This is a genomic window from Paenibacillus shunpengii, assembly GCF_042684905.1.
In the GTDB taxonomy this organism is placed as follows: Bacteria; Bacillota; Bacilli; order Paenibacillales; family Paenibacillaceae; genus Paenibacillus; species Paenibacillus shunpengii.
On sequence record NZ_JBHUMJ010000002.1, the window covers coordinates 1,794,125 to 1,818,409 of the forward strand.

The window sequence follows — 24,285 nt, forward strand, 5'->3', positions numbered from 1 at the left end:
AGGACTAAGATAATTCCTAAAATACGAAAAAGAAAGTGTGTATTGAATGACCTTGATCTCGTTAGAAAAAGTAATGAAACAAGTAGAAAATCGAACGGTGTTAAAAAATATAGAACTCGTTATCGAGAGCGATTCACATATCGGCATTAAAATGTCGGATGAAGAAAGTTCAGCGCTGTTTGACCTGATCTCAGGGAAGCTTCAGCCAACGAGTGGCTCGATTCGAAGAGAAACGAGCTCCATTCTAGCAGCCATCCAGGATGATGGCTTATATGATACACTGACTGTCTACAGCTACTTAACGTTTTTTAAACAAATTGCCGAATTCCCTCATTCATTAGAAGAGTATATTGCCGATTTTTCTCTATCTGATGTTTGGCGGACAAAGATTAACAAATTGACAGAAGACCAGAAGAAAAGAGTCAGTTTATTCCGCATGTTTCTATTTCGTGCAGATTTGATCTTAGTTCAGAATCCACTCCATAATCTAACATCCGAAGGAATTGAGCTGTATTTAACGGCATTGGAGTATCTTCGTTCAAATCATACGGCCACCTTAATTACATCCAACTCTATAGAAGAGTTATTGCTATTAAGTCGTGATATATATCGATATAACCGATTGATGGGGCTTGAGAAAACGGACCTTGTCAATGAACCGACCCCTGTTACATCTGAATTGAATGAGAGCATTAAGTTTACACCAAACAATGTATTCAAGGTCAGCTGTAAGCTGGCAGATAAGACCATCTTTTTTAGTCCAGACGAAATTGATTATATTGAGAGCATCAACAGTGTAAGTAATATTCGCATCGATGATGATTACTTTCCGACGGATTTAACGATGAACGAGCTGGAAGAGAAGTTAATTAAATTTGGTTTCTTCCGTTGTCACCGATCTTATTTAGTGAATTTGCAACGCGTGTCTGAATTGATCAGTTATTCTAAAAATAGTTATACCTTAATCTTGAAGGGGAATTCGGATGTGAAGCTTCCCCTCTCCCGCAGCCGGCTGGAGGAAATGAAACAATTAATTGAAATTTAGAGTACATTTGAGGCTGGAATGAGTACATTTCGGCCTCTTTTTGTTACATTTGAGCAGTTTGCATTACCGTTCGGCGTTATTTTACGACTTTTCTGCTGCCATTCGATAAATTAGAGTACAGAAGGACAACATCATTATTTTTCAATATTTGCGAAGGAGAGAAGAGCGAATGGACAGAAACACTGTAATTTACGCTGAACAATTATCCAAAAAATTCAAAAACGAGTCTGCGCTGAAAGGGCTCGATTTTTCAGTTCAGTCGGGAGAAATTTTTGGCTTTCTTGGACCTTCTGGTTCAGGGAAAACAACGACAATCAAAATATTGACAGGACAATTAGCACAAACTTCAGGAAGAGCCATCGTGTTGGGAAAGCCTGTTGAGCAAATGAATGAACGTATTTATGAACAGATGGGTATGGTTACAGATCATAGTGGCATTTATGAAAAAATGACGGTGTACAGCAACTTGAATCTGTTCGCTAAAATATTGGGGGTTAAGAAAGAACGTGTAGATTCTCTTCTACAGAGAGTTGGTTTATTTGAGCACAAGCGTAAACTCGCCGGCAGATTATCGAAGGGCATGACTCAGCGCTTAGTTCTGGCACGAGCGATTCTGCATCAGCCGAAGGTGCTCTTTCTGGATGAACCTACAAGCGGGTTAGATCCGAGTACAGCGATTTCTGTACATGAATTACTAATCGAGTTAAAAGAGAATGGAACTGCTATTTTTCTAACGACCCATAACATGGAGGAAGCATCAACTTTGTGTGATCATGTTGCACTGCTAAATGATGGTCTGATTGTAGAGTATGGAACCCCCAAAACACTATGTCTCAAGTACAATCAGAATAAGAGTTATCACATTTTGTTAAAGGATGAGAGGGAGCTGACACTACCGCATTCTGAAGAAACAGGCCGAAAAATAAATCAATGGATGGCTGATGATCAGCTTGTTACGATACATTCTAACGAACCGACACTTGAAAAAGTCTTCTTGGAATTGACAGGGAGGGAACTACATTGAGCATTTCATTAAGAAAAATAAGAGCCATTACAGGAATGAAATTTCAGACTATTATCAATAATACAGGTGTTATATTAGCACCTATTCTTGCCCTGTGCTTTGTGTTTGCAACCCGAAGTTTATTACCGGATTTAGACGTAAGCAGTGAGGGGATGACGTTCTCAACGAATGCATTTGTGCTAAGCTTTGGGATTGTATTTAATATCGCGATCGCTGGCATCTCAATGAGCAGCAGTCCACTCGCAGAAGAAAAAGAAAAAAATACACTAAGAGTACTCATGACATCTTCGGTAAACGGCGTAGAGTATCTCATCGGGACTTTGCTGCCGCCCTTATTTATTCTCATTATCGTTAACATTCTGATGATTCCGGTGAGTGGAACTTCATTCGCGGAGGTGCAGTTTGGAAGCTTCTTGTTGATGACAACAGCTGCCAGCTTTATAAGCCTGATTATTGGATATATAATTGGAATATTTGCAAATAACCAGGCACAAACGGCACTAATGACGATGCCAATTACCGTAATATTGACTTCTGTCCCTGCAGTCAAGCTGTTCCATGAAGATTTGTCGGCCATATTGAACTATACTTACACAGGTGTCTTGACGAACTTTACCAACAGTGTATTTGCTAATGGTGGTTACCATTGGAATCTGAGAGATATTAGTGTTCTTACCGGCTGGCTCATCATTTCTATTGTCGTATTTGTGTATGCATATAAGAAAAACGGATTGGATCGTTAACCATCTGAATTTCTGAACGATAGTATTATATAATCTGGGTAAGGAGTGGTAGATAATGTTTAGTAAAAAAGAGGATAAACGTTTTGATGAAAAGCTGGTACAAAATTATCAGCATGGCTTACTCTATATTTTGGTGGATCGTCAAACCGGTGTGAACTATCTTCATGTATGGAATCCACAAGGGAGCGGGCTTACCCCTTTATTGGATGCGGATGGAAAAGTTGTTGTCGATCCCGTCGAAGGAACGGATCAATAGGGGGTTCTGCGGGAGGAAACGTTCAGCACAGAATTAAACCGTGTTAGTAGATAAGGTCAGCCAGTGATACTGGCTGATCTTTTTATATGTTAAGCAGGTGCTTCCCGAAGATATCCTTATTCGTTATAATTAGTAAAGATTTGGACGTTATATAAAGTATTGTTTGTTGTAATTTGGTTAAAAGCTCCTAGATAATTATAAGATACAACTAGCTTAAATGGAGATTGGGATGTAATATTCATTCAATGGCAGGGGGGATCATGAATGATGGATGTTTTGTTGGTGGATGATGAGCCTTGGGTACTCGAAGGTTTGCGAACCATGGTCAATTGGGATAAATTCGGTTTTCAAATCTGCGGGGAGGCCGAGAATGGGAATGATGCTTGGGCCAAGATTGAGAATCTTCAACCGGATCTCGTAATCACGGATATTCACATGCCTTCTGTAAGTGGCCTTGAATTAATAGAACGTTCCAAAAAAACAATGGACAGACCGCCCAAATTTGTTATTTTAAGCGGATATGACAGCTTTGAGTATGCTAAAGTAGCGCTGAATCAGCGTGTAGAGGAATATTTGCTCAAGCCGATTGATGAAGTGGAGATTGAAGCCGTATTAGATGTAATCGGACGTAAAATTGTGGAGGAGCACGCTTCAGCAGAAGCTTATCATCGTGAGCATGCGTTATATGTAAATTCTTTGTTCAATCGCCTGCTTCAAGGGGATGACAGCAGTGAACTGCAAGACGAAGTGAATCGAACACTACAAATGGAAGGTCATGAGAACATGGCTTGTCTTCTGATTTCAACGGATAACTATATGGGAGATGTTAAACAACACTTACAAAGTTTTGCAGGAACGCGATGCTCCATACCTTTTACGGATTCCGAAGGAAATATAGGATTGTTTGCTGTCGACATTGATAATTCCTTGAAGCGGCTTGAGGAGCTCGGCAGAAATCTGTTTGAGATATATGCGAACCTTGCCTCAATTATCGTGGCGTTTGGATATCAATCAAGCGGAGCATGCGCCATGCGCTCAGCATATGAAAAAGCTTTATTTGCGCTTAAATGGAAGCGCTATCAATATAAAACCGGTTTTATTCGCGATCAAGACTTACCACCGAAGGATGGCCTAGCTAAAGTAAATCAACAAGCTTTGGCAGGCCTTATGGAAGCCATTTTGTCAGGCGAGACGGACAAGGTGGAAGTAAAGGTGCAAGCGCTGCTAGCGAATCCCCAATCTGAGCTGACTGTGTCAAATATCGAATACGTTCGGGTTCAATTGATTGCCCTTGAAATGGGCGTTCTGAAACAGTTGAATGAACTGGAGGGGAATGTAGACGCCTTTATACAGCAAGTTCAGAATGAGGCAGGTGACATCACTGGGATTAACTCATTTCCTAGGTTTCTGGAGTACGGTCTAATGTTAAGCCGCACGGCTGTGAAGGAAATTCAGGAACAACGGAAACGAAAGGAATTCAGCACCATTTTTCAAGTAGAGCAGTATGTCAATCAGGAATTTCGAGAAAATTTGCGGCTTCAGGAGCTAGCACAGAAATTTCATATGAACGCCAACTATTTAGGGCAAGCATTTAAACAGCAGACGGGCAAGAGTTTTCGGGAGTATTTAAATGATAAGCGAATTGATGAGGCAAAACGTTTACTGCGTCAAAGCAGTAAGTGCATTGCTGACGTTGCCGTGCATTCGGGTTATCTGAGTACTGATTATTTTATAAGTCAGTTCAAGCGAATGACTGGAATGGCACCATCGCAATATAGAAAACTACAATAGGGTATTAAAAGGTTATGAAGCATGACTGAAGGACGGCGATAATAAACATGTTCAGAAAATTCAGATTCCGCAGCTTTGTGAATGATATTCCTTTAAATTACAAATTTATGCTGATTTATGTCATCGGAATTTTACTTCCCATTCTTGCTAGCTATTACTTGTTCATGGATCGTATGTCAGAGCTGATCAAGGAACGGGAGGAGCATAATTTGCAGATATCATTGGAGAGGGCAAGGAAGGACATTCATACGATGATTGACGGCGGTATTGCTGTCAGTCATGCCTTAATTACGGACAAGCTGATGTCGGAATCCATGGATCGGGTCTACGATGGGCAGCTAGATTTCTACAGCACATTTGATGATCTGCTTCGCCACCGGGTGACCTCCTATATTCCGACCAATAATCAAATTCAGCGCATTGGCATCTACACGGATAATCCAACTATTGTACCAGGCGGTGACTATTATGTTCTGGATGGTACAATGCGATCTAGTACTTGGTATAAGCAGTGGGAAGCAGCGGATAAATCTCTAAAAGTACTCGCATATCGTGATCAGGCAGCTAATAACCGTGCTGCTACCGCTTCGTATTTAAGCATCATTGAAAAAATGGACTATTATTACGCGCACAATTCTTATAAGAAGCTGGTACGCATTGATTTCTACCTTAATCGTTTCTATGACGTGCTTGCAAGAGAAAAAAGTTCACTGGAACTGTATCTAGTTAATGACTTGAATCAAATCATCGTCTCTGCAGATGACAAATATCATGGCGAGGTGGATAACGACTATGCGTTGTTTGATATAAGTAATTTGGAAGAAAAAGACATACATATTGTTCCGATAGGCAAAGCCAGCTATGTAAAAGGCTGGAAGTTAATTGGTGTGCCTCAGGAAACACGCGTTAAACAAGCCATGTTATCTATGCAGCTCTATTTCGGAATGCTAGCGGGGATTATTACCCTTGTGACTTCTATTTTCATTTATATTATGCTCCGTTCCTATAATTATCGGGTGAAGCGACTATCAAGGCACATGCGAAAAGTGGGGAATGAGAAATTTGAGCTGATTAATATAGACGGCGGGCAAGACGAGATTGGTCATTTGATTCGCAATTTCAATATGATGACTGCTCAAATTAAGTCATTAATCAACGATGTATACAAGCTAGAAATTCAGCAACGAAGCCAAGAGACTGAGCGCATCCGGGCTGAACTTAATTTGCTGCAAAGTCAGATGAACCCTCATTTTTTATTCAATACGTTGAATGCACTCCTTGTGGTTAGTACCAAAAATAATTATGTGGAGGTCAAGGATATTATTAAGGATCTGTCCAAGCTGCTTCGTCGTCTACTGAATTGGAAGGACGATGTGGTCACGCTGGAGGAGGAAATGAGCTTTACAATCATGTACTTGGGGATTGAGAAATTTCGTTTCCGGGATAAATTTGAATACTACATTGATATCAGTGATGAGGCAAAACTTTATAAAATACCGAAAATGAGTATACAACAACTGGCAGAGAACGCTTGTAAACACGGTATACAAGCGATAGAAGGACTTGGCTGTGTGAAGATCCGAGCGGAGATTGTAAGTGACCATCTTCGTGTCGTTGTATTCGACAATGGCAGGGGTATGGACAAAGACCGGCTGCAAGAAGTTCTATATCATATGCGGAGTGAGGAAGAGAGCGGAGGCTACAATATTGGGCTGCGTAATGTATATCGTCGCCTCGAATTGTACTATGACGATAAAGTGAAATTTAATCTGGTAAGCAGGATCGGAGAAGGGACCGAGGTGTCCTTTGAAATTCCATTGCAGCTGCTGGAACGTCAGTTAGAAAAAGGGGGCTTGGACGATGGAATTTAAAGTGCTGCTAATTGACGATGAGCCTTTGGCTCTTGAGGGCCTGCAGTTATTAATTCCATGGGAAAATCTTGGCTTCGAGGTGTGTGGAGTCTGCACAAATGGAGCCGAAGGTTTGAAGCAATTGGAGGAGCTGAGGCCAGATCTTGTCATGGTCGATATACACATGCCCGTTATGGATGGCCTGGAGATGATTGAGGAATGGAGACGCAGAGGTCATCAGTCAACCAAATTCATCATTCTTACAGGCTACAGCGATTTTTATTATGCTCGAAAGGCGCTAAAATACAGAGTTTCCCATTATTTACTAAAACCGCTTGATGAGGAACAGGCGGAGCAGGAGATCCGTCAAATGGGACAAGAACTGATGAAGGAGCAGAAGCAGAACTATATTGGCCAGGTCGCTCGGAGAGAGAAGGAGCATTTGATGTTGAAGAAAGCGCTGATAGGTGAAGATTTATCTTCTGAGGAAACTTCTTTGCTCGAGTCTCTATCACAGTCTTCAGATCTATGGAATGTATGTCTGGTTCAAGGGTCTTGGGAAGATTATGCGCGGTGGAGCAATATTGCTGAGGAGTGCTTGAACGGATCTAAAGCCATGTATATGATTCGCTTGCAGTATAATCTGGTTTCCATCGTATATGAGGATGTTGACCTTAAAGTCCTGGTTACAGGAGACACTGTTCAAAAGCGATTGGAGGAACTGGCTCGCCGTCTGGCGGGCTTTCGTGTATTTATGGCGATGGGAGAAGCCGAATCCTCTCTCACTCGTATCAGCCATTCCCGAGCTGCAGCAGAGAAAGCACTTCTGCATGCTTTTTATGAAGCGGATAAGACCTTAATTATGGATTATAAGGAGCTCAAGGATGTTGCATTTCAATGGCATTACGATCAGGTGCAGCTACTGGAAAAAATACTTCGAGCGTTTCAGCTTATTGATCATTCCGCTTACCAGTCCGTTGTGGTGCTTATTGAACAATCTTTTCGCAAGCTGCGGGTTCACCCGGACGAGGCCCGTAAATTTGTAATATACGTGCTTCATGAAATTCGAGCATACATGGGGGTTCAACTAGGAGAGGATGCAGAATCCTCTTCCAGCCTTCTGTTCGACATTCCGAATCTAGATGAAGTTCTGCTGACCTTCAACGATTTGATTGTAATGCTTCAATCGTGCGGAAGAGTCTGCTTCGAGCTTTTACTTAAGGAGAACGCGTACGAAGCACAAGGAATCGTACAAGATATTAATGATTATATACATGCGCATTACCGAGAGGGATTAACGATTAAGAAGCTGGCGGAACATTTCTTTATGCATCCTGCCTATTTAGGCCAATTACTGATACGTAAAAATGGAATCGGGTTTAATGAACTGCTTCATAATCTTCGAATTAAGGAAGCTTGCCGGCTGCTACAGACGAATCAGTATAAAAATAGCGAGGTCTCGGAAAAGGTTGGTTACTCCAGCTATCATCATTTTCTAAAGCATTTCGAGAAACGACTGGGTACGTCTCCTAATGAATATAAGAAAAACATCTCCAATGAGCTTCATTAAAACTTACACCAGAAGACCTGAGCTTTTCTCGGAAATAGCTTTAATTCGAATATAGTTTCTTAATAGCGATAATTTTATAATGAAATTGTTCAATTGAAAGGGCTTACATTAAGGCAGGATCAAACTTTGGAGGTGCTTTATGGGGGACAGTAAAAAGAGATTTTTCCGCGCAGGAGCAACATTGTTGCTGTCATTGAGCGTTGTGCTGGCCGGATGTTCTGGCGGTGCAAACGAATCAGAGAGCGGAGAGGAAGGCAGTGAGGTGGGGCCCGACAATCCGATAGAAATCTCGGTATTTCTGAACGAGGCGGGGCAGCAGCCAACCGCTGATAACAAGATCTATAAGAAAATGAAGGAAGAGCTGGGCGTATCATTCAAATTTGAATTTTTGGCTGGTGATAAGAACCAAAAGCTCGGCGTTATGATTGCTGGTGGAGATTATCCAGATCTGATCTCTGCGGATACCAAGCTTACAGCGGCAGGTTCTGTTATTCCGCTTGAAGATCTGATTGAGGAACACGCACCTAATTTGAAAAAGCATTACGAAAAGTACTGGAATCAAATGAAGGATCCAAATGACGGACATATCTACTACCTGCCTAACTACGGTGCATACAACGGTGAAGTGGCGGACACCTACTACAGCGGACCAGCCTTTTGGATTCAAAAAGCGGTTCTGAAGGAATTTGGTTATCCTACTCCGAAAACGCTGGAAGAATATTTTGATTTGATCGCAAAATACAAAGAGAAATATCCGACCATTGATGGCCAGCCGACAATCGGTTTTGAGGTTCTCAACTATGATTGGAAGAACTGGGGCTTGCTGAATCCGCCGCAGCATCTAATCGGTCATCCGAACGATGGCGGTGTGGTAGTAAAAGACGGTAAAGCAGAGATTTTTGCTGACAAGGATTATGCCAAAGACTACTATCAGAAGCTAAATGAAATCAATGCACAAGGCTTGCTTGATAAGGAAGCGTTTGCGCAGAACTATGATCAGTATATGGCCAAACTGTCCAGCGGAGCTGTACTTGGTATGTTTGATCAACACTGGAACTTTGGCAGCGCAGAAGATTCACTTATCACGCAAGGCAAAATTGAGCGTACTTATGTGGGCTTCCCGCTGGTTTATGATAGCAGTATAAAAGACTATTATCGTGACCGCGCAGCTCTAAACCTCAATAATGGTTTTGGTATTACAGTGAGTGCCAAAGACCCTGTCAAAATTATCAAAGTGCTCGATAAGCTTATGGAAGAAGAATGGCAAAAAACACTTACATGGGGTATCGAGGGCGAGGACTATTACGTCAATGATGATGGACGCTTTATGAAGACGCAGGAACAGCGTGACAACGCAGCTGATGCTACATGGAAACTGGCCAATAAAGCAGACGCATTCTATGCAACTGCACCAAAGATGGAAGGATACTTCAGCGATGGTAACGCAACCTCGGCAAGTAATCAGCCAGAAGAATATCAAGCCAGTCTGAGACCGTTTGACAAGGAAGTTTTAGATGCTTACGGATTCAACAGCTATGTAGATTTCTTCAGTGATCCGCCAGAGAATCCAATTTATTACCCGGCATGGTCTGTTGACCTTGTTGAAGGTTCTCCAGCTAAAATTGCGAACACAAAGCTGAATGAATTGTCTACCAAATATTTGCCAAGAGCGATTTTGGCTGCCAATACATCAGAATTTGATAATGTTTGGAATGAATACGTTTCCGAGATACAGAAGCTCGATATCAAGACATATGAAGACCGCATCAATGAAGTGTTGAAATGGAGAATTGAGAACTGGTCAGTGAAGTAAACGAAATATCGTCAGGAAGGAAGTTATTCTTCCTTCCTGATTTTGTTAGGAAATACGGTTATAAGCCGTTGTTGAAATCATAGTAGATAAATTGTCCTTTCATTCTTCGATCAATTATAAAGATGGGTAGGGAGCTTGATATTATGGAGGAAATTGTAGTGGGAACCGATCCGCACAACCCGAAGAAAAAACGGAAGATTAGGAAAATGACCTGGCAGAACATTAAAGCACAGAGACAGCTAATATGGATGTCTGTTCCTCTGCTTGCTTACATTATCACCTTTGCTTATGTGCCGATTTGGGGCTGGACGATGGCTTTTCAGGATTATAAGCCTGCTAGAAGCTTTTCACAGCAAACCTGGGTAGGGTTTAAGCACTTTGAGTTTTTGTTTACAGATGATAATTTCTTGCGTGTGCTTCGAAATACGCTAGCCATGAGTATTATCAACCTAATTTTAGGCTTTGTTACTGCGATTATTCTGGCACTTCTTCTTAATGAGATCAAAAAGGTCATGTGGAAGCGAACAGTACAGACGATTTCTTATTTGCCCCATTTCCTATCATGGATCATTGTTACGGGCATTGTGGCTACATCGCTCGCTTCTGATGGCATTGTCAACGATATATTAATGAAGCTGAACTTAATTAATGAGCCCATACTATGGCTGACGGAAGGAAAGTATTTCTGGGGCGTCGTTGCGGGTTCACATATCTGGAAAGAAGTCGGTTGGAACACAATTATCTATTTGGCAGCTATCGCATCCATTGATCCGGCGTTGTATGAAGCATCCGATATTGATGGAGCAAATCGCTACCAAAAAATGTGGAATATCACTTTGCCGGGTATTAAGCCTACGATCGTCATTCTGTTAATTATGCAAACGGGTCATATTCTTGAAGCAGGATTTGAGGTTCAATACCTGTTAGGTAATGGATTGGTTGTAGACTGGTCTGAAACGATCGACATCTTTGTACTTAAATACGGCATTGCACAAGGCAACTACTCATTAGCGACTGCTGGAGGAATATTTAAGACCGTAGTCAGCATTACAATCCTGCTCTTAGCGAATTGGACCGCCAAGCGGCTTGGGGAAGAGAGGCTGTTATAATCATGAAAAAAACACCATTGTCTGGTTCAGGAAATACGATACCTCTTTCTGTCCGTCGTCCGGGCAGCAGGGGAATCGAACCGCTTTTGTTCAATACTTTCAATACTATCTTTATGATTATGCTGGTTATGGTTACATTGTACCCATTCCTGAACACGGTTGTCGTTTCATTTAATGCAGGGAACGACACAATTCGCGGTGGTCTATATTTATGGCCTCGTGAATTCACGCTGCAGAACTACAAAGCTGTGTTTGCATCAGGTACAATCTACAATGCTTTTCTTATTTCAGTTGCTCGTACGGTTCTTTCAACTGTGCTTAATATTTTCTTAACCTCTATGCTGGCTTACACGCTGAGTCGCCGTGAGTATGTTTTCCGTAAATCAATTACGACCATCTTTGTTCTGACCATGTACTTCAATGCAGGGCTCATCCCAGGCTACTTCCTGATTAAGGACCTGAACTTGATTAATTCCTTCTGGGTGTATGTCTTGCCTTCAATGATCAGTGCGTTCAACTTGATCGTTATCCGTACTTATATATACACCATCCCTGAAAGTTTGATTGAATCAGCGAAAATAGATGGTGCGGGAGACTTTAAGATTTTCTGGAGAATTATATTCCCATTGTGTAAACCGGTTCTCGCAACCATTGCACTCTTCGTCGCAGTTGGTGCTTGGAACTCCTGGTTTGATGCTTTTCTCTATACTTCTTCCGTTCAAGAGCTGAGCACACTCCAATATGAGTTAATGAAGCTGTTATCCTCAAGTATGAATGCTAACAGTAATCCTTCAGTAGCCAATGGTATAGGGATGGAGCATGCAACCCAGGTAACGCCGATTTCGATTCGCGCTGCAATTACGATTGTTGCTTCGGTGCCGATCTTGTTCGTATATCCGTTCATGCAAAAACACTTTGTCGTTGGACTAAATGTCGGGAGCGTGAAAGAATAAATGCCACAACTTCAATCACAAACAATCCGCTACGCAAATCCGATCCTTCCCGGTTTTTATCCGGATCCAAGTATCGTGAAGGCGGAAGATTATTTTTATCTTGTGTGTAGTTCGTTCGAGTATTTCCCCGGAGTGCCGATTTTTCGAAGCCGGGATCTAATCCATTGGGAGCAAATCGGTAACGTTCTTGATCGAGTCAGCCAGCTTGATTTGACCGATCAAAAGAGCTCGGACGGAATCTATGCCCCTGCAATTCGTTACAACAAAGGCACATTTTATATGATTACGACAGATGTAAGAGGTATCGGTAATTTCTACGTTACGGCTAAGAACCCAGCCGGACCGTGGTCTGATCCAATCCGTATTCCTTATGGCGGTATTGATCCATCCTTGTTTTTTGATGATGATGGCAAAGTATATGTTACAGCCCAGCAAGGAGCGGATTACGATTCTCACGCCATTCAGTACGAGATCAATATTGAGACCGGAGAAGCACTTTCCTCACCTCAAGTTGTTTGGCATGGGGATGGTGGACCATGGACTGAAGGGCCGCATCTGTACAAAATTAATGGAAAGTATTATATGATGTCTGCATCTGGCGGAACGGCTAAGGAGCACCGTGAAATCATTGGCAGAAGCGATCATCCTTATGGTCCGTTCGAACGCTATCCTGAGCCCATTCTAACCCACCGCAATCTGGATCATCCCATCCAGTATCTAGGACATGCCGACCTAGTGGAGGATCATCATGGCGACTGGTGGGCGGTATTCCTTGGTGTTCGATTGACCGAAGACGGATACAGTGTGCTCGGACGGGAAACGTTTCTTGCACCGGTCATTTGGAATGATGGCTGGCCGCACATTGATAACAATGAAGGAACGGTAAGTCTCGATATGGTCGTTCAACGCTTGCCGATGACTGAGCCTTCGAAACTGGAGATCCAATCAGCGATCACGCAGGGCCGGGATGACTTTGATGAAGAGCTGGGGTCACATTGGATGTCCGTGCGCAACCCGTCAGAAGGAACCTGTTCTCTTTCGGAAAAGCCTGGTTTTCTTACTCTCCATGGCCAAGAGGCAAGTCTCAGTGATGTTGGACAGATTACTTTTGTCGGGCGAAGACAGCAGCATCTTCAGGCCACATTCAAAGCTTCGATGTCGTTCATTCCGGCTGCCGATGGTGAAGAGGCAGGTCTGTGTATCCGTCGGGATGAGGATGCGCATTATGAACTCGGCATTAGACAGTCGGAAGGTCGCAGAATGATTTTTGCCCGACTGACGGTACGTGGAGAGTCACAATTCGTGCATGAGAGCGAGACGGAAGTGGAGGAGCTAGTACTCCAAATCAAGTCAACAGAAACGGGATACCAGCTATCTTGCTCGGCAGACGGAATGAACTGGATGGACTTGGGTGCTGGCTCTGCTCGTGCAATATCTCCAGAAGACTTTGTGCATAAGATGTGCTTCACTGGCGCAGTAGTCGGGTTATATGCCACTGGTAATGGTCAGGTAAGCCGCACCCCTGCATATTTTGACTGGTTCGAGTATGTGATCTAGCACTTAGGCGTTAGTACAGGTAAGCTGGGATGGTGAATTCATTCAGCAATATACGGAGGGGAATCATGGACACTTATCGAGAAGAGGTACCATTAAAGACACTGTACAAGGATGCTTTCCACATTGGAGCTGCAGTGAATCCGAGAACAATCGAGAGCCAGCGTTCATTACTGAAATACCACTTTAACAGCTTAACGGCAGAGAATGAAATGAAATTCTCTAGTGTGCATCCTCAGGAGGATCTGTACACGTTCGAGAATGCAGACATCATAGCGGCATTCGCGAGAGAACAGAACATGGCGCTCCGCGGCCATACATTAGTCTGGCATAACCAGACACCAAATTGGCTGTTCGAGAATGAATCAGGTGGTCTGGTAGAGAGTGATGTGTTGATGGAAAGACTTCGCTCTCACATTCAGACTGTAGTTGGCAGGTATAAGGACGTCATTTACGGTTGGGATGTCGTTAACGAAGTGATATCTGATGATGAGAAGGATGAGAGCGCATATCTGCGGTCTTCCAGATGGCTCGATATCGCTGGAGAGAGCTTCATTGCCAAAGCGTTCGAATTCGCTCATGAAGCAGATCCAAAAGCCCTGTTATTCTACAACGACTATAACGAGTCCAATCCGCATAAGCGGGAACGCATCTATCGACTCGTTCGTTCGCTGCTGGATCAAGGGGTGCCGATTCATGGGATCGGTTTGCAGGCACATTGGAATTTGTACGCCCCGTCTCTGGACGATATCCGTTCCGCAATTGAACGGTATGCACAGCTCGGGCTGCAGCTTCAGCTTACTGAACTCGATGTGTCTGTATTTCGCTTCGAAGACAGACGTACGGATCTGGTTCATCCAACGAAGGACATGTTAGAGCTGCAGGCAGAGAGATACGAATCCATTTTCCGTCTGCTTCATGAATATCGCGAACACATCAGTGCCGTCACATTTTGGGGGGCAGCTGATAATTATACCTGGCTGGATGATTTCCCTGTCCCGGGACGGAAAAACTGGCCGTTCTTGTTTGATGAGAAGCAGCGCCCCAAAGAAGCCTATCAGCGTGTTGCGGGAATAGCTGCGCCCACGAACTGATGAAGAAATAAGTAACGCATCATTGAAAAGTATAACCTTCTCTGCCTTGGCGATACGTGCAGAGAAGGTTATTGTTTATTGCAGCACTTGTAGTTGGTCAACGTCAAGTGGATTTCTAAATTAGAATAAAATGAGGTGTTATGAAAGTATGTATTCGAATCCAATTATATGGGCTGACTACCCTGATCCTGACGTAATTCGCGTAGAAGATACGTATTACATGGTAAGTACAACCATGCATATGATGCCGGGCTGTGTCATCCTTCGATCGTATGACCTGATCCATTGGGAGATAGCAACCTATGTATATGACGAACTGGACAGCACTCCCGCACAGCAGCTCCAGAACGGTCAACATATTTATGGCAAAGGCATGTGGGCCGCATCCCTCAGGTATCATCAAGGAAAGTTCTACGTCATCTTTGTCGCTAATGATACGCGAAAGACATATTTGTACACCTCTACATCCATATTGGGCCCATGGAAGAAGCAATATGTGGATGGTTTTTATCATGACTGCTCCTTGTTTTTTGACGAAGATGACCGGATTTATCTTGTGCACGGCAATGCCGAGATCTATCTGACCGAATTAAATGCTGATCTGAGAGGACCTAAGCCAGACGGGATACAGCGCCTCATTGTAAAAGAAAAGCAGCCTTATCACCTCGGTTATGAAGGGGCTCATTTTTATAAGATCAATGGGAAATATTACGTGTTTTTAATTCACATAACGAAGGCGACGGGACGGAGGACACAGGCCTATTATATGGCAGACTCTCTGGAAGGAAGCTTTTCTGGTGGAGACGTATTCAATGATGATATGGGGTACTTCAATTCCGGTATAGCACAAGGAGGGATCGTAGATTCACCAGATGGTGACTGGTATTCGATGCTGTTTCAGGATCATGGAGCTGTTGGCCGCATCCCTGTATTGGTCCCACTTCGTTTTAATAACGGTGTTCCAGAGTTTGAGAACGAAGCACCGAAGCTAATAGATATCCAGAGCACCAGACCAGAGCATTGTTACAAGCCTCTGATAGGAAGCGATTCATTCCATTATGTTACTGGTGAGGATGAGAGAATACGACTTCGTGATTTTTGGCAATGGAATCATACGCCTAATGAGAACCTCTGGTCTGTAACGGACACACCGGGAGTTTATCGGGTCTGGACTGGCCAGATCAGTCCGAATCTGACATTTGCCGTAAATACGCTGACCCAGCGTTCAATGGGGCCTGCTTGTGAAGCAGCCGTCACGCTTGATGGGAGCGGTCTGAATAACGGGGATTACGCTGGGATATGCTTCCTGATCGGTACATACGGTATGATCGCCCTTACGAAGAAGGAAGACCAATTTTACTTGGTCATGCATGCTAGAAGCAGTGAGGACTCAAGTATATTCGGCAATTTGATTGATCAGAATCCTGCCACGGAGTATGCGCGTATTCCAGTAGCTGATCCAGTGGTTGCATTAAAAGCCTACGGTCATTTTGTAGATAATCAAGACGAATGCTCTTTTGCCTATTTGGATGGGACGGAGTGGAGAAGCTTAGGCATCACCCACAAAATGATTTACAAGCTGGATCATTTTATGGGTTGCCGGATTGGTTTGTTTATCTATTCAACAGAGGTAATTGGAGGCAGAGCAGACTTTTCAAATTTTGAATACAGCGTAATCATGCCATAAGTTCATGAGAGCAGGATTCTATCCTGAATGATGATTTGGGTCGTACTCAATAGGTGTAAGTTGTTGTACAATGTAGATGATGCAGCATAGTGAAATGGTCATTCCGACAGAATTTGGGGGGAATGTCGTCTTGAATAGGAGATGGAAGGATATAGCTGGAAGAATCTTCATTCTCTTTTTGGTTCTGTGCATTCCAGCAAATCACAACGGGAGGAGTATAGAACAACACAGATCACAGTCAGATGTACCGGAAATTCTAGAATCTGATGGATTAGAAAAGTACGCTCCTCCCATCGAGGTTTCATTTGTTAGAGAAATGGAAGATGAACTTCAACAAATGATTAGTGAGCTGCCTGGTGAGACATTGCTGGATAATCGCTGGACTCGTTTGTACAAGGAAGAATTAGGGATTCAGATTCGCTATGACTGGATTGCAAGCGGAGATGTATACAATCAGAAGCTGGGGGTCTCCCTCGCCTCTGGGCGTTTCCCGGACGTAGTCAAAGTCAATCCTTATCAGCTTAGGCAATTAAGCAACGCCGATTTGATTGAAGACTTGACTGAAGTGTATCAGAGGTATGCTTCTCCGCTTACAAAAGATATATTGGAAGCCGAAGGAAGTGGAGCATTAAACGCTGCCACCATTGACGGTAAACTTATGGCGATTCCAGAATCATCTTCATCCATTGAAACTGCGCAATACTTGTGGATTAGAACGGACTGGCTAAATCGTTTAGGCTTGCAGCCACCTGAAACCATGGAAGACGTACTCCAAATATCGAAAGCGTTTACAGAACTTGATCCCGACGAAAATGGTGAGCAGGATACTTATGGATTGGCGCTGACGAATCATTTATGGGATCCCGTCATGGGGGCTGAGGGCTTCATAGCCGGATACGGGGCTTATCCAAATATATGGATTAAAGATTCACAAGGCAATCTTGTTTATGGCGGGATACAACCGGAAGTTCGCGAAGCTCTATTAGCATTGCAGACTATGTATCTTGAAGGTCAACTGGATCCGGATTTCGGATACAAAAATGGAAGCAAGGAGCTGCGTCTGATTGAGGATGGCAAAATCGGCATGCTCTATGGGGAACAATGGACTTCTTTTATGCTTCAGAGCAGCCGGAGTACAGATACAAGTGCTGAATGGCAGGCTTATCCCATAGTAGCGGAATCCGGAAGAAGCCTCTTCGTTCCGCTTCGATCTAATACAGGGCAATACTTTGCCGTAAGAAAAGGATTCTCTAATCCAGAAGCGGTAGTGAAGATGATGAATCTTCATCTCGACACGAATTGGGGCGAACATGCAGAGTATGAGACCTACTACAACGATGATTCCCGAGCGGTATGGAAGTTATCTCCTGTAACTCCATTCCCCGGAAACAAAAATATCGATGCATACAAGCAAATTCGTGATGCCAGAATTACAGGAGATTTCACAGGCCTAAAGGATGAAGCTCTTGTAATTCACAAGCGAATCGCTGCCTACGATTCGAAGGGTGTAGATAGCGGCTGGGGATGGAAACAAACTTACGGGCCTTCCGGTGCTTTTAGCATAGCAGATTCGTACGAGAAGAACGATCAACTGCTGTATGATCAGTTCACAGGCGGAGTGACAGATACGATGGTTGATCGGCAGATCATACTCCGTGACCTTCAGCTTGAGGCCTATATGAACATCATTCTCGGAAGGCCTATAGAAGAGTTTGATCGGTTTGTAGAGAACTGGCTCCAATTGGGGGGAGATCAGATCTCGGCGGAAGTTAACTCATGGTTCAGAACCCATGTGACTCAGGAGCATTAAGCATAATTGATATCATATTCTTACGAAGAAATATTCCTACAATTTTGCATTGGATGTGAATGCATTGAAAATACCTGCTGAATCAAGGTTTAGCAGTATATTCACACGATTAGTCATCACTTACCTGGCTTTCGTACTCCCACTTATTCTTCTAGGCGTGTACCTGTATAACTGGAGCTATGATAATGCTAGCCAGGAAATATCCTTATCCGCAGAAAGAGGATTAAACCAGTATGTCGTCGAGTTGAAGAGGGAAATGGAATGGATCGAGCTCCAGCAATTTAATATTGCTGAAGATCGTAAACTTAATACGCTCGCGATTCTATGGGATATAATGGATCAGGTGGAACGACGTGACACGTTGAATTACTTAACGGAACGACTGGCGGCTTTTAAGAACAGCAGTGCTTACATCAAAAATGTTAATATTCATATCCCTGCAGTCGGTAAGAGCATCTCATCCACTATGGGAGTCGATGAATTCAATGAGAGTTCGTATAAATACTTCAGTTCAGGCAAGCAGGGAAAAGGTACACGATTTACCATAAAAGATAACACGATGAATTTAAGTGCCGTTCGGTTATCAGGTATGAAAAGTGAACCAGCGCTGTTTGTGATACAAGTGGAGCTGGATACAGAGCAGTTTCAGAACGAACTATCTAGGCTTAATTTGTACCCAGAGAGCGTTACATTTCTAGTTGAGGACATAACGGGACATGCCATTACAGATAAGCAGCCAAACAGCGATGTGATTCTTTCAAATTACCGAGAGCATCGTGCCAAGGCCTCAGCTGACGATGATTGGATGAAAGTGGATGGAAATAGGTATAAAGTTACTCAGTTCCATTTGGAGTCTCTCGGCCTGTCCGTGGCTTCGTATATACCGGAAGAAATTGTAACCAGACCCCTAAGCAAGTTCTATCATTGGGCCTGGTTGTTTGCAATAACGTCAATCGTTGCGATCACAGCCTTTCTCTATTCAAGCTACAAGCTAATACACATCCCTTTGCTTCTTTTGGTCAAAAGATTTAAAAAAATGGAGGCAGGTGTGCTTGATATTCCTATCGTACACCATCGTAAAGACGAGTTCGGCTTCCTCTACTCCCGATTCAATCAGATGATAGAAAATCTCCAATTGTTAATTGACCGGGATTTTAAAAAAACAATGATGATGCAGCGTGCGGAGTTAAAACAGCTTCAATCGCAAATCAATCCTCATTTTTTATACAATAGCTTCTTTATCCTTAATTCGCTCGCAAGAACAGGGGAAACAGAGCGTATTGAAGAGTTTACTAACATGCTTGGGGAATATTTCAGATTCATTACCCGGAACGGAACAGACCATGTTAGGTTGAAAGAAGAAGTTGAGCATTCAAGAATATATACCGAAATCCAGCAGTTGAGATTTTCCAGGCGGATTGAGGTTGATTTTGGACCCTTACCGCTTGAGATGGAACATATGCAGGTGCCGAGGCTTATCATACAGCCCATTATTGAAAACGCCTATGAGCACAGTCTTGAAAAGAAAACGACCATGGGTCTTCTTATCGTTCACTTTAACCTCAAAGATGAATATGCCGAGATTACGGTGGAAGACAACGGGAGTGAAATGGATGATGGCCATATTCATAGTCTCCAAGAGCGATTAGAACAAGACGATGGCTCAGAGGAAATGACCGGATTAATGAATATCCATAGACGATTAGTACTCACATATGGAAAAGGATGCGGCCTATTCCTAGCAAAAGGTGAGCAGCAGGGATTGAAAGTCACAATTCGAATCCGAGCGAAGGAAGGGGTTAACGGATGTATCGACTTTTAATTGTGGATGACGAGGAAATTATCACCGATAGTCTTTATGAAACCTTTGCCAGGCTTATGCCAGACCAGCTTGACGTATGCAAGGCCTATTCTGCAGTGGAGGCTTTGAATTGGATGCAGCGTACTCGAATCGATATCATTTTGACGGACATCCGAATGCCGGGTATGAGTGGTCTTGAGCTTACAGAACAAATTCAGAACTATTGGCCGACATGCCGGGTCATTTTTCTGACAGGACATAGTGATTTTGATTATGCCTATCGAGCCCTGCAGCTACCCAATGTACGTTACTTGCTCAAAACGGAAGGATATAACAAGGTGATGTCTGTTGTTGAAGAAGTGTTGGAAGAGATTCGTCGGAGTTACAGTATGCTAGACTTGGTTAAACAAACACGCGAAGTTACCTCTCAACTTGCAGTGATCCGGCAGGAGGAATTTGTACGCAGGCTTCTTCAGGATAGCACCGCTGTTACATGTACTTCAAACGATTTGCAAGATGAATTGAACAAGCGAAACCTTGATTTGCAGGCTGCCAGACCAATTTATATGGTCTTGGGTCGATTAAACGCCCCGCTTGAAACGAGTTCTGATCTGGAACGAGTTCAAGAATCAGTGCGGATCATTGGATCCTCGTTCATGCAAGAGCATGCGGTGAACGCTAGTGTTACAGACCATTATGGTGATATGATCTGGCTGCTTCAGACGAAACGTGAAGACGGGACGGCGGACAATGCCTTAGTAAAATTCCTTGAGGGTACACTGGAGCTGGTGCAGAATGCATGCATGGCTTCACTTGGCGTATCCATCGCATTTACATTAAGCGGGCGAAGTTGCCGTTTTTCTGAGATCACTAGACAGTATGAACGCTTAAGATTGCTTCAATGGATGAATACAGGCGATAACATATCCATGGTGCTAACAGACAATCACACAGCTCCTTCAACTGGATTCACAAAAGAACCTCTGCGGATATCAAGCAAGATTGAGCTTATGTCTGGATATTTGGAAACGGGACGTATCCAGCCATTCTATGACATGTTTGAGGAGCTTGCAGGAGAATTGCTGCAGCACGATATTACGATGGAGCGAGCCATGGAAACTTACTATAATCTAGCGCTGCTATTACACTCGACGATCCATCGGTGGGGAATTCAACAGAATATTGAAGATCAACGAAGCTTACTTCATTTAGGAGAGTTTACCAGTAGGAAAGATGCATTGCAATACTTGTATCATGCAGCTGAAGAATTGGTTCACTTCAAGAGATCGAATGAACAGGAAGGTTCAAATGTTGCGATCCGTTCCTTGTGCAGTTACATTGAGGAGAATCTTGAAAAAGACCTCTCGCTTGTGAGACTGGCTGAGCTTCATCATTTTAACCCATCCTACTTGTCACGGTTGTTTAAGCAAGAGAAGGGGACAAACTTGTCTGAGTTTATTGACGACTGCCGAATTAGAAGAGCGAAGGAACTGCTTCAGAATACGGATCTTATGATACGTGAAATTGCGATAAGAGTGGGTTATGAGGCAGCTCATTCTTTTACACGCCTCTTCAAGAAACTAACGGGCATGACCCCTCAGGAGTATCGTGAATCACTGTTAATACGCTAGATAAGGTTAGTTGAATACCGAGAGCAGCATACATTAATTAATAAAACCACGGGGGCAACCCTGTGGTTTTTTTTGATGACGCGGGAGTCCTATAGGAAAGGAGAATTGATTCTAGGCGGTGTGGATCGTTTGTCTTCTATAGGCATTGGGACTTGATCCGGTATACGCTTTAAACTTTTTATAAAACCAATCGAGATCTTTGTAACCTACCTCTAAGGCAATTTCATAATTTCGCAGACGGGTAGATGACAAGAGGAGCTTTGCCTTCTCCATTCGCTGCTGCAGCATGTAATCATTGAAAGACATCTTTTCCTCCAGCTTGAACTTTTGTCCAAGGTATGCACAGTTGAAATGCAGCATGTCGGAGATTTTCTTCAACGTGATGTCATCACATAAATGTTCCCTCACATAGCTCTTGACGACATGTATCACATGACAAGAATCCATTCGCTTGCCTCTCATATCCATAGGGTGAAGAAGAGGTGATGTATTTATTGCATACTCTGTATCCAGCTTGGTTTTAAGCCCATGCAAACTGTGAAGCAGAGAAGTGAGACTGACGGGAAAAGGGAGATAATCATTCACCTGGTAAGTTAATGCTTTACGTACAAGTCTAAAGTGATCCCTTCCACCGATCAGGAGGATCGGAATTTGACTGATCTTGCGTATGTTATGGCATAACCATAAACCAGCGGTGTCACAACGCTCTGTATGCACGACAATGACAGAATAATTTTTCTTCGTTATTGCAGCTAGGGCAGCAGAAGAGGAGAATACACAATCTCTGATTGTATAGTGGAATTGGCTGTGGTGTAGAAGTTGTTCCAGCTCTTTGTACAAATAACGGCTGTAATCCACAAGTAGAATTTGATGCACGAAGCAATACCTCACTTTCTCTTGAATTAGGTATCCATGGATCAACTGAAATATAGCTTAAAACTATTATGTTAATTAAAGAAAGCGCATACAATATGCTTATTTTTGTTGAATAAGCATTTCTTTACCAATTGGAAATTCATTCCTCCCGCTGTTCCGGGTTTAGGACACCTATCTATAATCTGCCAGGATAAACATCTGTATTTCGTCAGGTTGTTTGCGCTTTCATTTAAGAGATAAACTTGAGAGCAAATGATAACAGGGGGAAGACGATGAGAAGAAAAAACTTGCTTAAGTTAATGATTTTGGTATTTGCGGTTATGCTGCTGATTACAGCATGCAGCCCTGCTCCCAGCGCGCAGCCAGAACCGGAGACGAAGACGACTCAAGAAGAACAATCTCCACCTGCAGAACAAACACCTACCGAAGAGGAATCAAAGAACGAAACGTCGACACCAGAGATGGATTTTGACTTGGGGGGAAGGACAATTAAAGTCGTTGCCTGGTGGGATATGCAAATCCCAGATAACAACCCAGATAACATTCAACGGATTGAGAATTTGGAAGCATTAAAGAAGAAGCATAACTTCGAAATTGAATATATTTCGATTGATTTCGGGGAGTATCAAGAGAAAGTGGTCGCTTCACTGATGGCAGGGGAACCGCTCGGCGATATTGTAAGACTGGGCAAAGACTACGCTATACCGGCTTTGACCAAGCAGGATCTGCTGTGGCCGGTGGATGAGTATATCAAAAATGACAAGGTATTTAATCAGAAAACCACTAAGGAGTACATGCAATATGAAGGCAAGGGGTATGGATTTACCGAGGATAAGTCCTCCTTCATCAATGGGATATTCTATAACCGTACATTAATGCAGGAGCTCGGCTTAAAGCCTTTGCAAGAATATGTGGATACAGATGAATGGAACTGGGATACGTTTATCGACGTAGCCAAGCAAGCAAATCAAGATCGAAATAACGATGGCAAGCTCGATACCTGGGGATTGGCACAAACGGGCCTGCTCGAACCGATCCTGTATTCCAATGAAGCTTCTCTGACAAAAGAGGATAAACAGAACCTGGAAGATCCTAAGACGAAAGAGGCATTGAATTTCCTCTCCAAATTGGCAACAGAGAAGGTCGGCAGAGCTTCTGAAGGCGGTGACTGGACAGAGCCCGCCACATTCTTCCGCCAAGGTAATACGCTCATGTATGCAGGTGCCATGTATGAGGTTGAAGGTATTATGACAGATATGCAAGATTATGACATCGGCTTTCTGCCGTTTCCAAAAGGACCTAGCGCTTCGGCCTATCATTCAGGTGAATCACGTTATCAAGCTCTGACCATTCCGAAATCTGTGGAGAATCCGGAACAGTTGATGTACATCTGGGAGAAAATTAATGAAATTGATTCCATTTATGAATACCCTGAACAATCCACACTGGAGACCTATCTGATCGATGAAGCCGATATCAATAATGCGAGAATGGTGGCAGAGGGCATGTTGGTTCTTGACCACAACACCTTCCCATCCTTACCATATTGGGATTTTGATGCAGAGCTCAAAGAGGGTGTGTCCGTATCAACCCTGATTGAGAAATACAAGGCACCTTTCCAGGCCGCAATTGATGAGGTATACAAATAACACGCAGTAAGGAAAGGGGATACATTGGA

At 43.2% G+C, this 24,285-nt stretch carries 18 protein-coding genes; 17 read left to right on the forward strand and 1 reads right to left on the reverse strand.

Annotation, left to right across the window (positions count from 1 at the left end; genetic code table 11):
* Positions 1-73 precede the first annotated feature (73 nt).
* The 16 genes from ACFSVM_RS08400 (at position 74) to ACFSVM_RS08475 (ending at position 21,731) form a co-directional block, all read left to right on the forward strand.
* Complete coding sequence (locus ACFSVM_RS08400) at positions 74-1,045, forward strand: LytTR family transcriptional regulator DNA-binding domain-containing protein (RefSeq protein ID WP_379261394.1); 972 nt, start codon at positions 74-76, stop codon at positions 1,043-1,045.
* 169 nt (positions 1,046-1,214) lie between these two features.
* Complete coding sequence (locus ACFSVM_RS08405) at positions 1,215-2,069, forward strand: ABC transporter ATP-binding protein (RefSeq protein WP_379261396.1); 855 nt, start codon at positions 1,215-1,217, stop codon at positions 2,067-2,069.
* On the forward strand, positions 2,066-2,812 hold the full coding sequence (locus ACFSVM_RS08410) for an ABC transporter permease (protein WP_379261398.1): 747 nt from the start codon (positions 2,066-2,068) through the stop codon (positions 2,810-2,812). Before ACFSVM_RS08405 ends, ACFSVM_RS08410 begins: the two co-directional genes overlap by 4 nt.
* A 55-nt stretch (positions 2,813-2,867) precedes the next feature.
* Positions 2,868-3,068 carry a DUF6440 family protein gene (locus tag ACFSVM_RS08415; RefSeq protein WP_379261400.1) on the forward strand — a complete coding sequence of 67 codons (201 nt, stop codon included), beginning with the start codon at positions 2,868-2,870 and terminating at the stop codon, positions 3,066-3,068.
* A gap of 264 nt (positions 3,069-3,332) precedes the next feature.
* On the forward strand, positions 3,333-4,859 hold the full coding sequence (locus ACFSVM_RS08420; protein ID WP_379261402.1) for a response regulator transcription factor: 1,527 nt from the start codon (positions 3,333-3,335) through the stop codon (positions 4,857-4,859).
* 47 nt (positions 4,860-4,906) lie between these two features.
* Positions 4,907-6,730, forward strand: a complete 1,824-nt coding sequence (locus tag ACFSVM_RS08425) for a sensor histidine kinase (protein ID WP_379261404.1) — start codon at positions 4,907-4,909, stop codon at positions 6,728-6,730.
* Positions 6,720-8,279 carry a response regulator transcription factor gene (locus tag ACFSVM_RS08430; protein ID WP_379261406.1) on the forward strand — a complete coding sequence of 520 codons (1,560 nt, stop codon included), beginning with the start codon at positions 6,720-6,722 and terminating at the stop codon, positions 8,277-8,279. The genes ACFSVM_RS08425 and ACFSVM_RS08430 overlap by 11 nt, the downstream gene beginning before the upstream one ends.
* Before the next feature lie 139 nt (positions 8,280-8,418).
* Complete coding sequence (locus ACFSVM_RS08435; RefSeq protein ID WP_379261408.1) at positions 8,419-10,092, forward strand: ABC transporter substrate-binding protein; 1,674 nt, start codon at positions 8,419-8,421, stop codon at positions 10,090-10,092.
* A gap of 143 nt (positions 10,093-10,235) precedes the next feature.
* Positions 10,236-11,201 carry an ABC transporter permease gene (locus ACFSVM_RS08440; RefSeq protein WP_076310824.1) on the forward strand — a complete coding sequence of 322 codons (966 nt, stop codon included), beginning with the start codon at positions 10,236-10,238 and terminating at the stop codon, positions 11,199-11,201.
* Between the two features lie 113 nt (positions 11,202-11,314).
* Positions 11,315-12,154, forward strand: a complete 840-nt coding sequence (locus ACFSVM_RS08445; protein ID WP_379262936.1) for a carbohydrate ABC transporter permease — start codon at positions 11,315-11,317, stop codon at positions 12,152-12,154.
* Complete coding sequence (locus tag ACFSVM_RS08450) at positions 12,155-13,711, forward strand: glycoside hydrolase family 43 protein (RefSeq protein WP_379261410.1); 1,557 nt, start codon at positions 12,155-12,157, stop codon at positions 13,709-13,711.
* 65 nt (positions 13,712-13,776) lie between these two features.
* Positions 13,777-14,802, forward strand: coding sequence for an endo-1,4-beta-xylanase (locus ACFSVM_RS08455; protein WP_379261412.1), 1,026 nt, complete (start codon positions 13,777-13,779; stop codon positions 14,800-14,802).
* Positions 14,803-14,950: 148 nt separating this feature from the next.
* A complete protein-coding gene (locus tag ACFSVM_RS08460; protein WP_379261414.1) occupies positions 14,951-16,489 on the forward strand; it encodes a glycoside hydrolase family 43 protein in 1,539 nt (512 codons plus the stop codon).
* A 130-nt stretch (positions 16,490-16,619) separates the two neighbouring features.
* Positions 16,620-18,299 carry an extracellular solute-binding protein gene (locus ACFSVM_RS08465; protein WP_379261416.1) on the forward strand — a complete coding sequence of 560 codons (1,680 nt, stop codon included), beginning with the start codon at positions 16,620-16,622 and terminating at the stop codon, positions 18,297-18,299.
* A 55-nt stretch (positions 18,300-18,354) separates the two neighbouring features.
* Entirely contained in the window at positions 18,355-20,121 is a 1,767-nt protein-coding gene (locus ACFSVM_RS08470; RefSeq protein WP_379261418.1) for a sensor histidine kinase, read from the forward strand.
* Positions 20,106-21,731 carry a response regulator gene (locus ACFSVM_RS08475; RefSeq protein ID WP_379261420.1) on the forward strand — a complete coding sequence of 542 codons (1,626 nt, stop codon included), beginning with the start codon at positions 20,106-20,108 and terminating at the stop codon, positions 21,729-21,731. Before ACFSVM_RS08470 ends, ACFSVM_RS08475 begins: the two co-directional genes overlap by 16 nt.
* Before the next feature lie 111 nt (positions 21,732-21,842).
* Here the strand turns inward: ACFSVM_RS08475 and ACFSVM_RS08480 are convergent, their stop codons facing one another.
* Complete coding sequence (locus ACFSVM_RS08480) at positions 21,843-22,607, reverse strand: helix-turn-helix transcriptional regulator (protein ID WP_379261422.1); 765 nt, start codon at positions 22,605-22,607, stop codon at positions 21,843-21,845.
* Between the two features lie 272 nt (positions 22,608-22,879).
* On the opposite strand from ACFSVM_RS08480, the gene ACFSVM_RS08485 reads away from it, so the two are divergent.
* The gene (locus ACFSVM_RS08485) at positions 22,880-24,256 is read left to right on the forward strand and encodes an extracellular solute-binding protein (RefSeq protein ID WP_076310818.1); all 1,377 of its coding nucleotides are present in this window, start codon (positions 22,880-22,882) and stop codon (positions 24,254-24,256) included.
* The last annotated feature ends 29 nt before the right edge of the window (positions 24,257-24,285 follow it).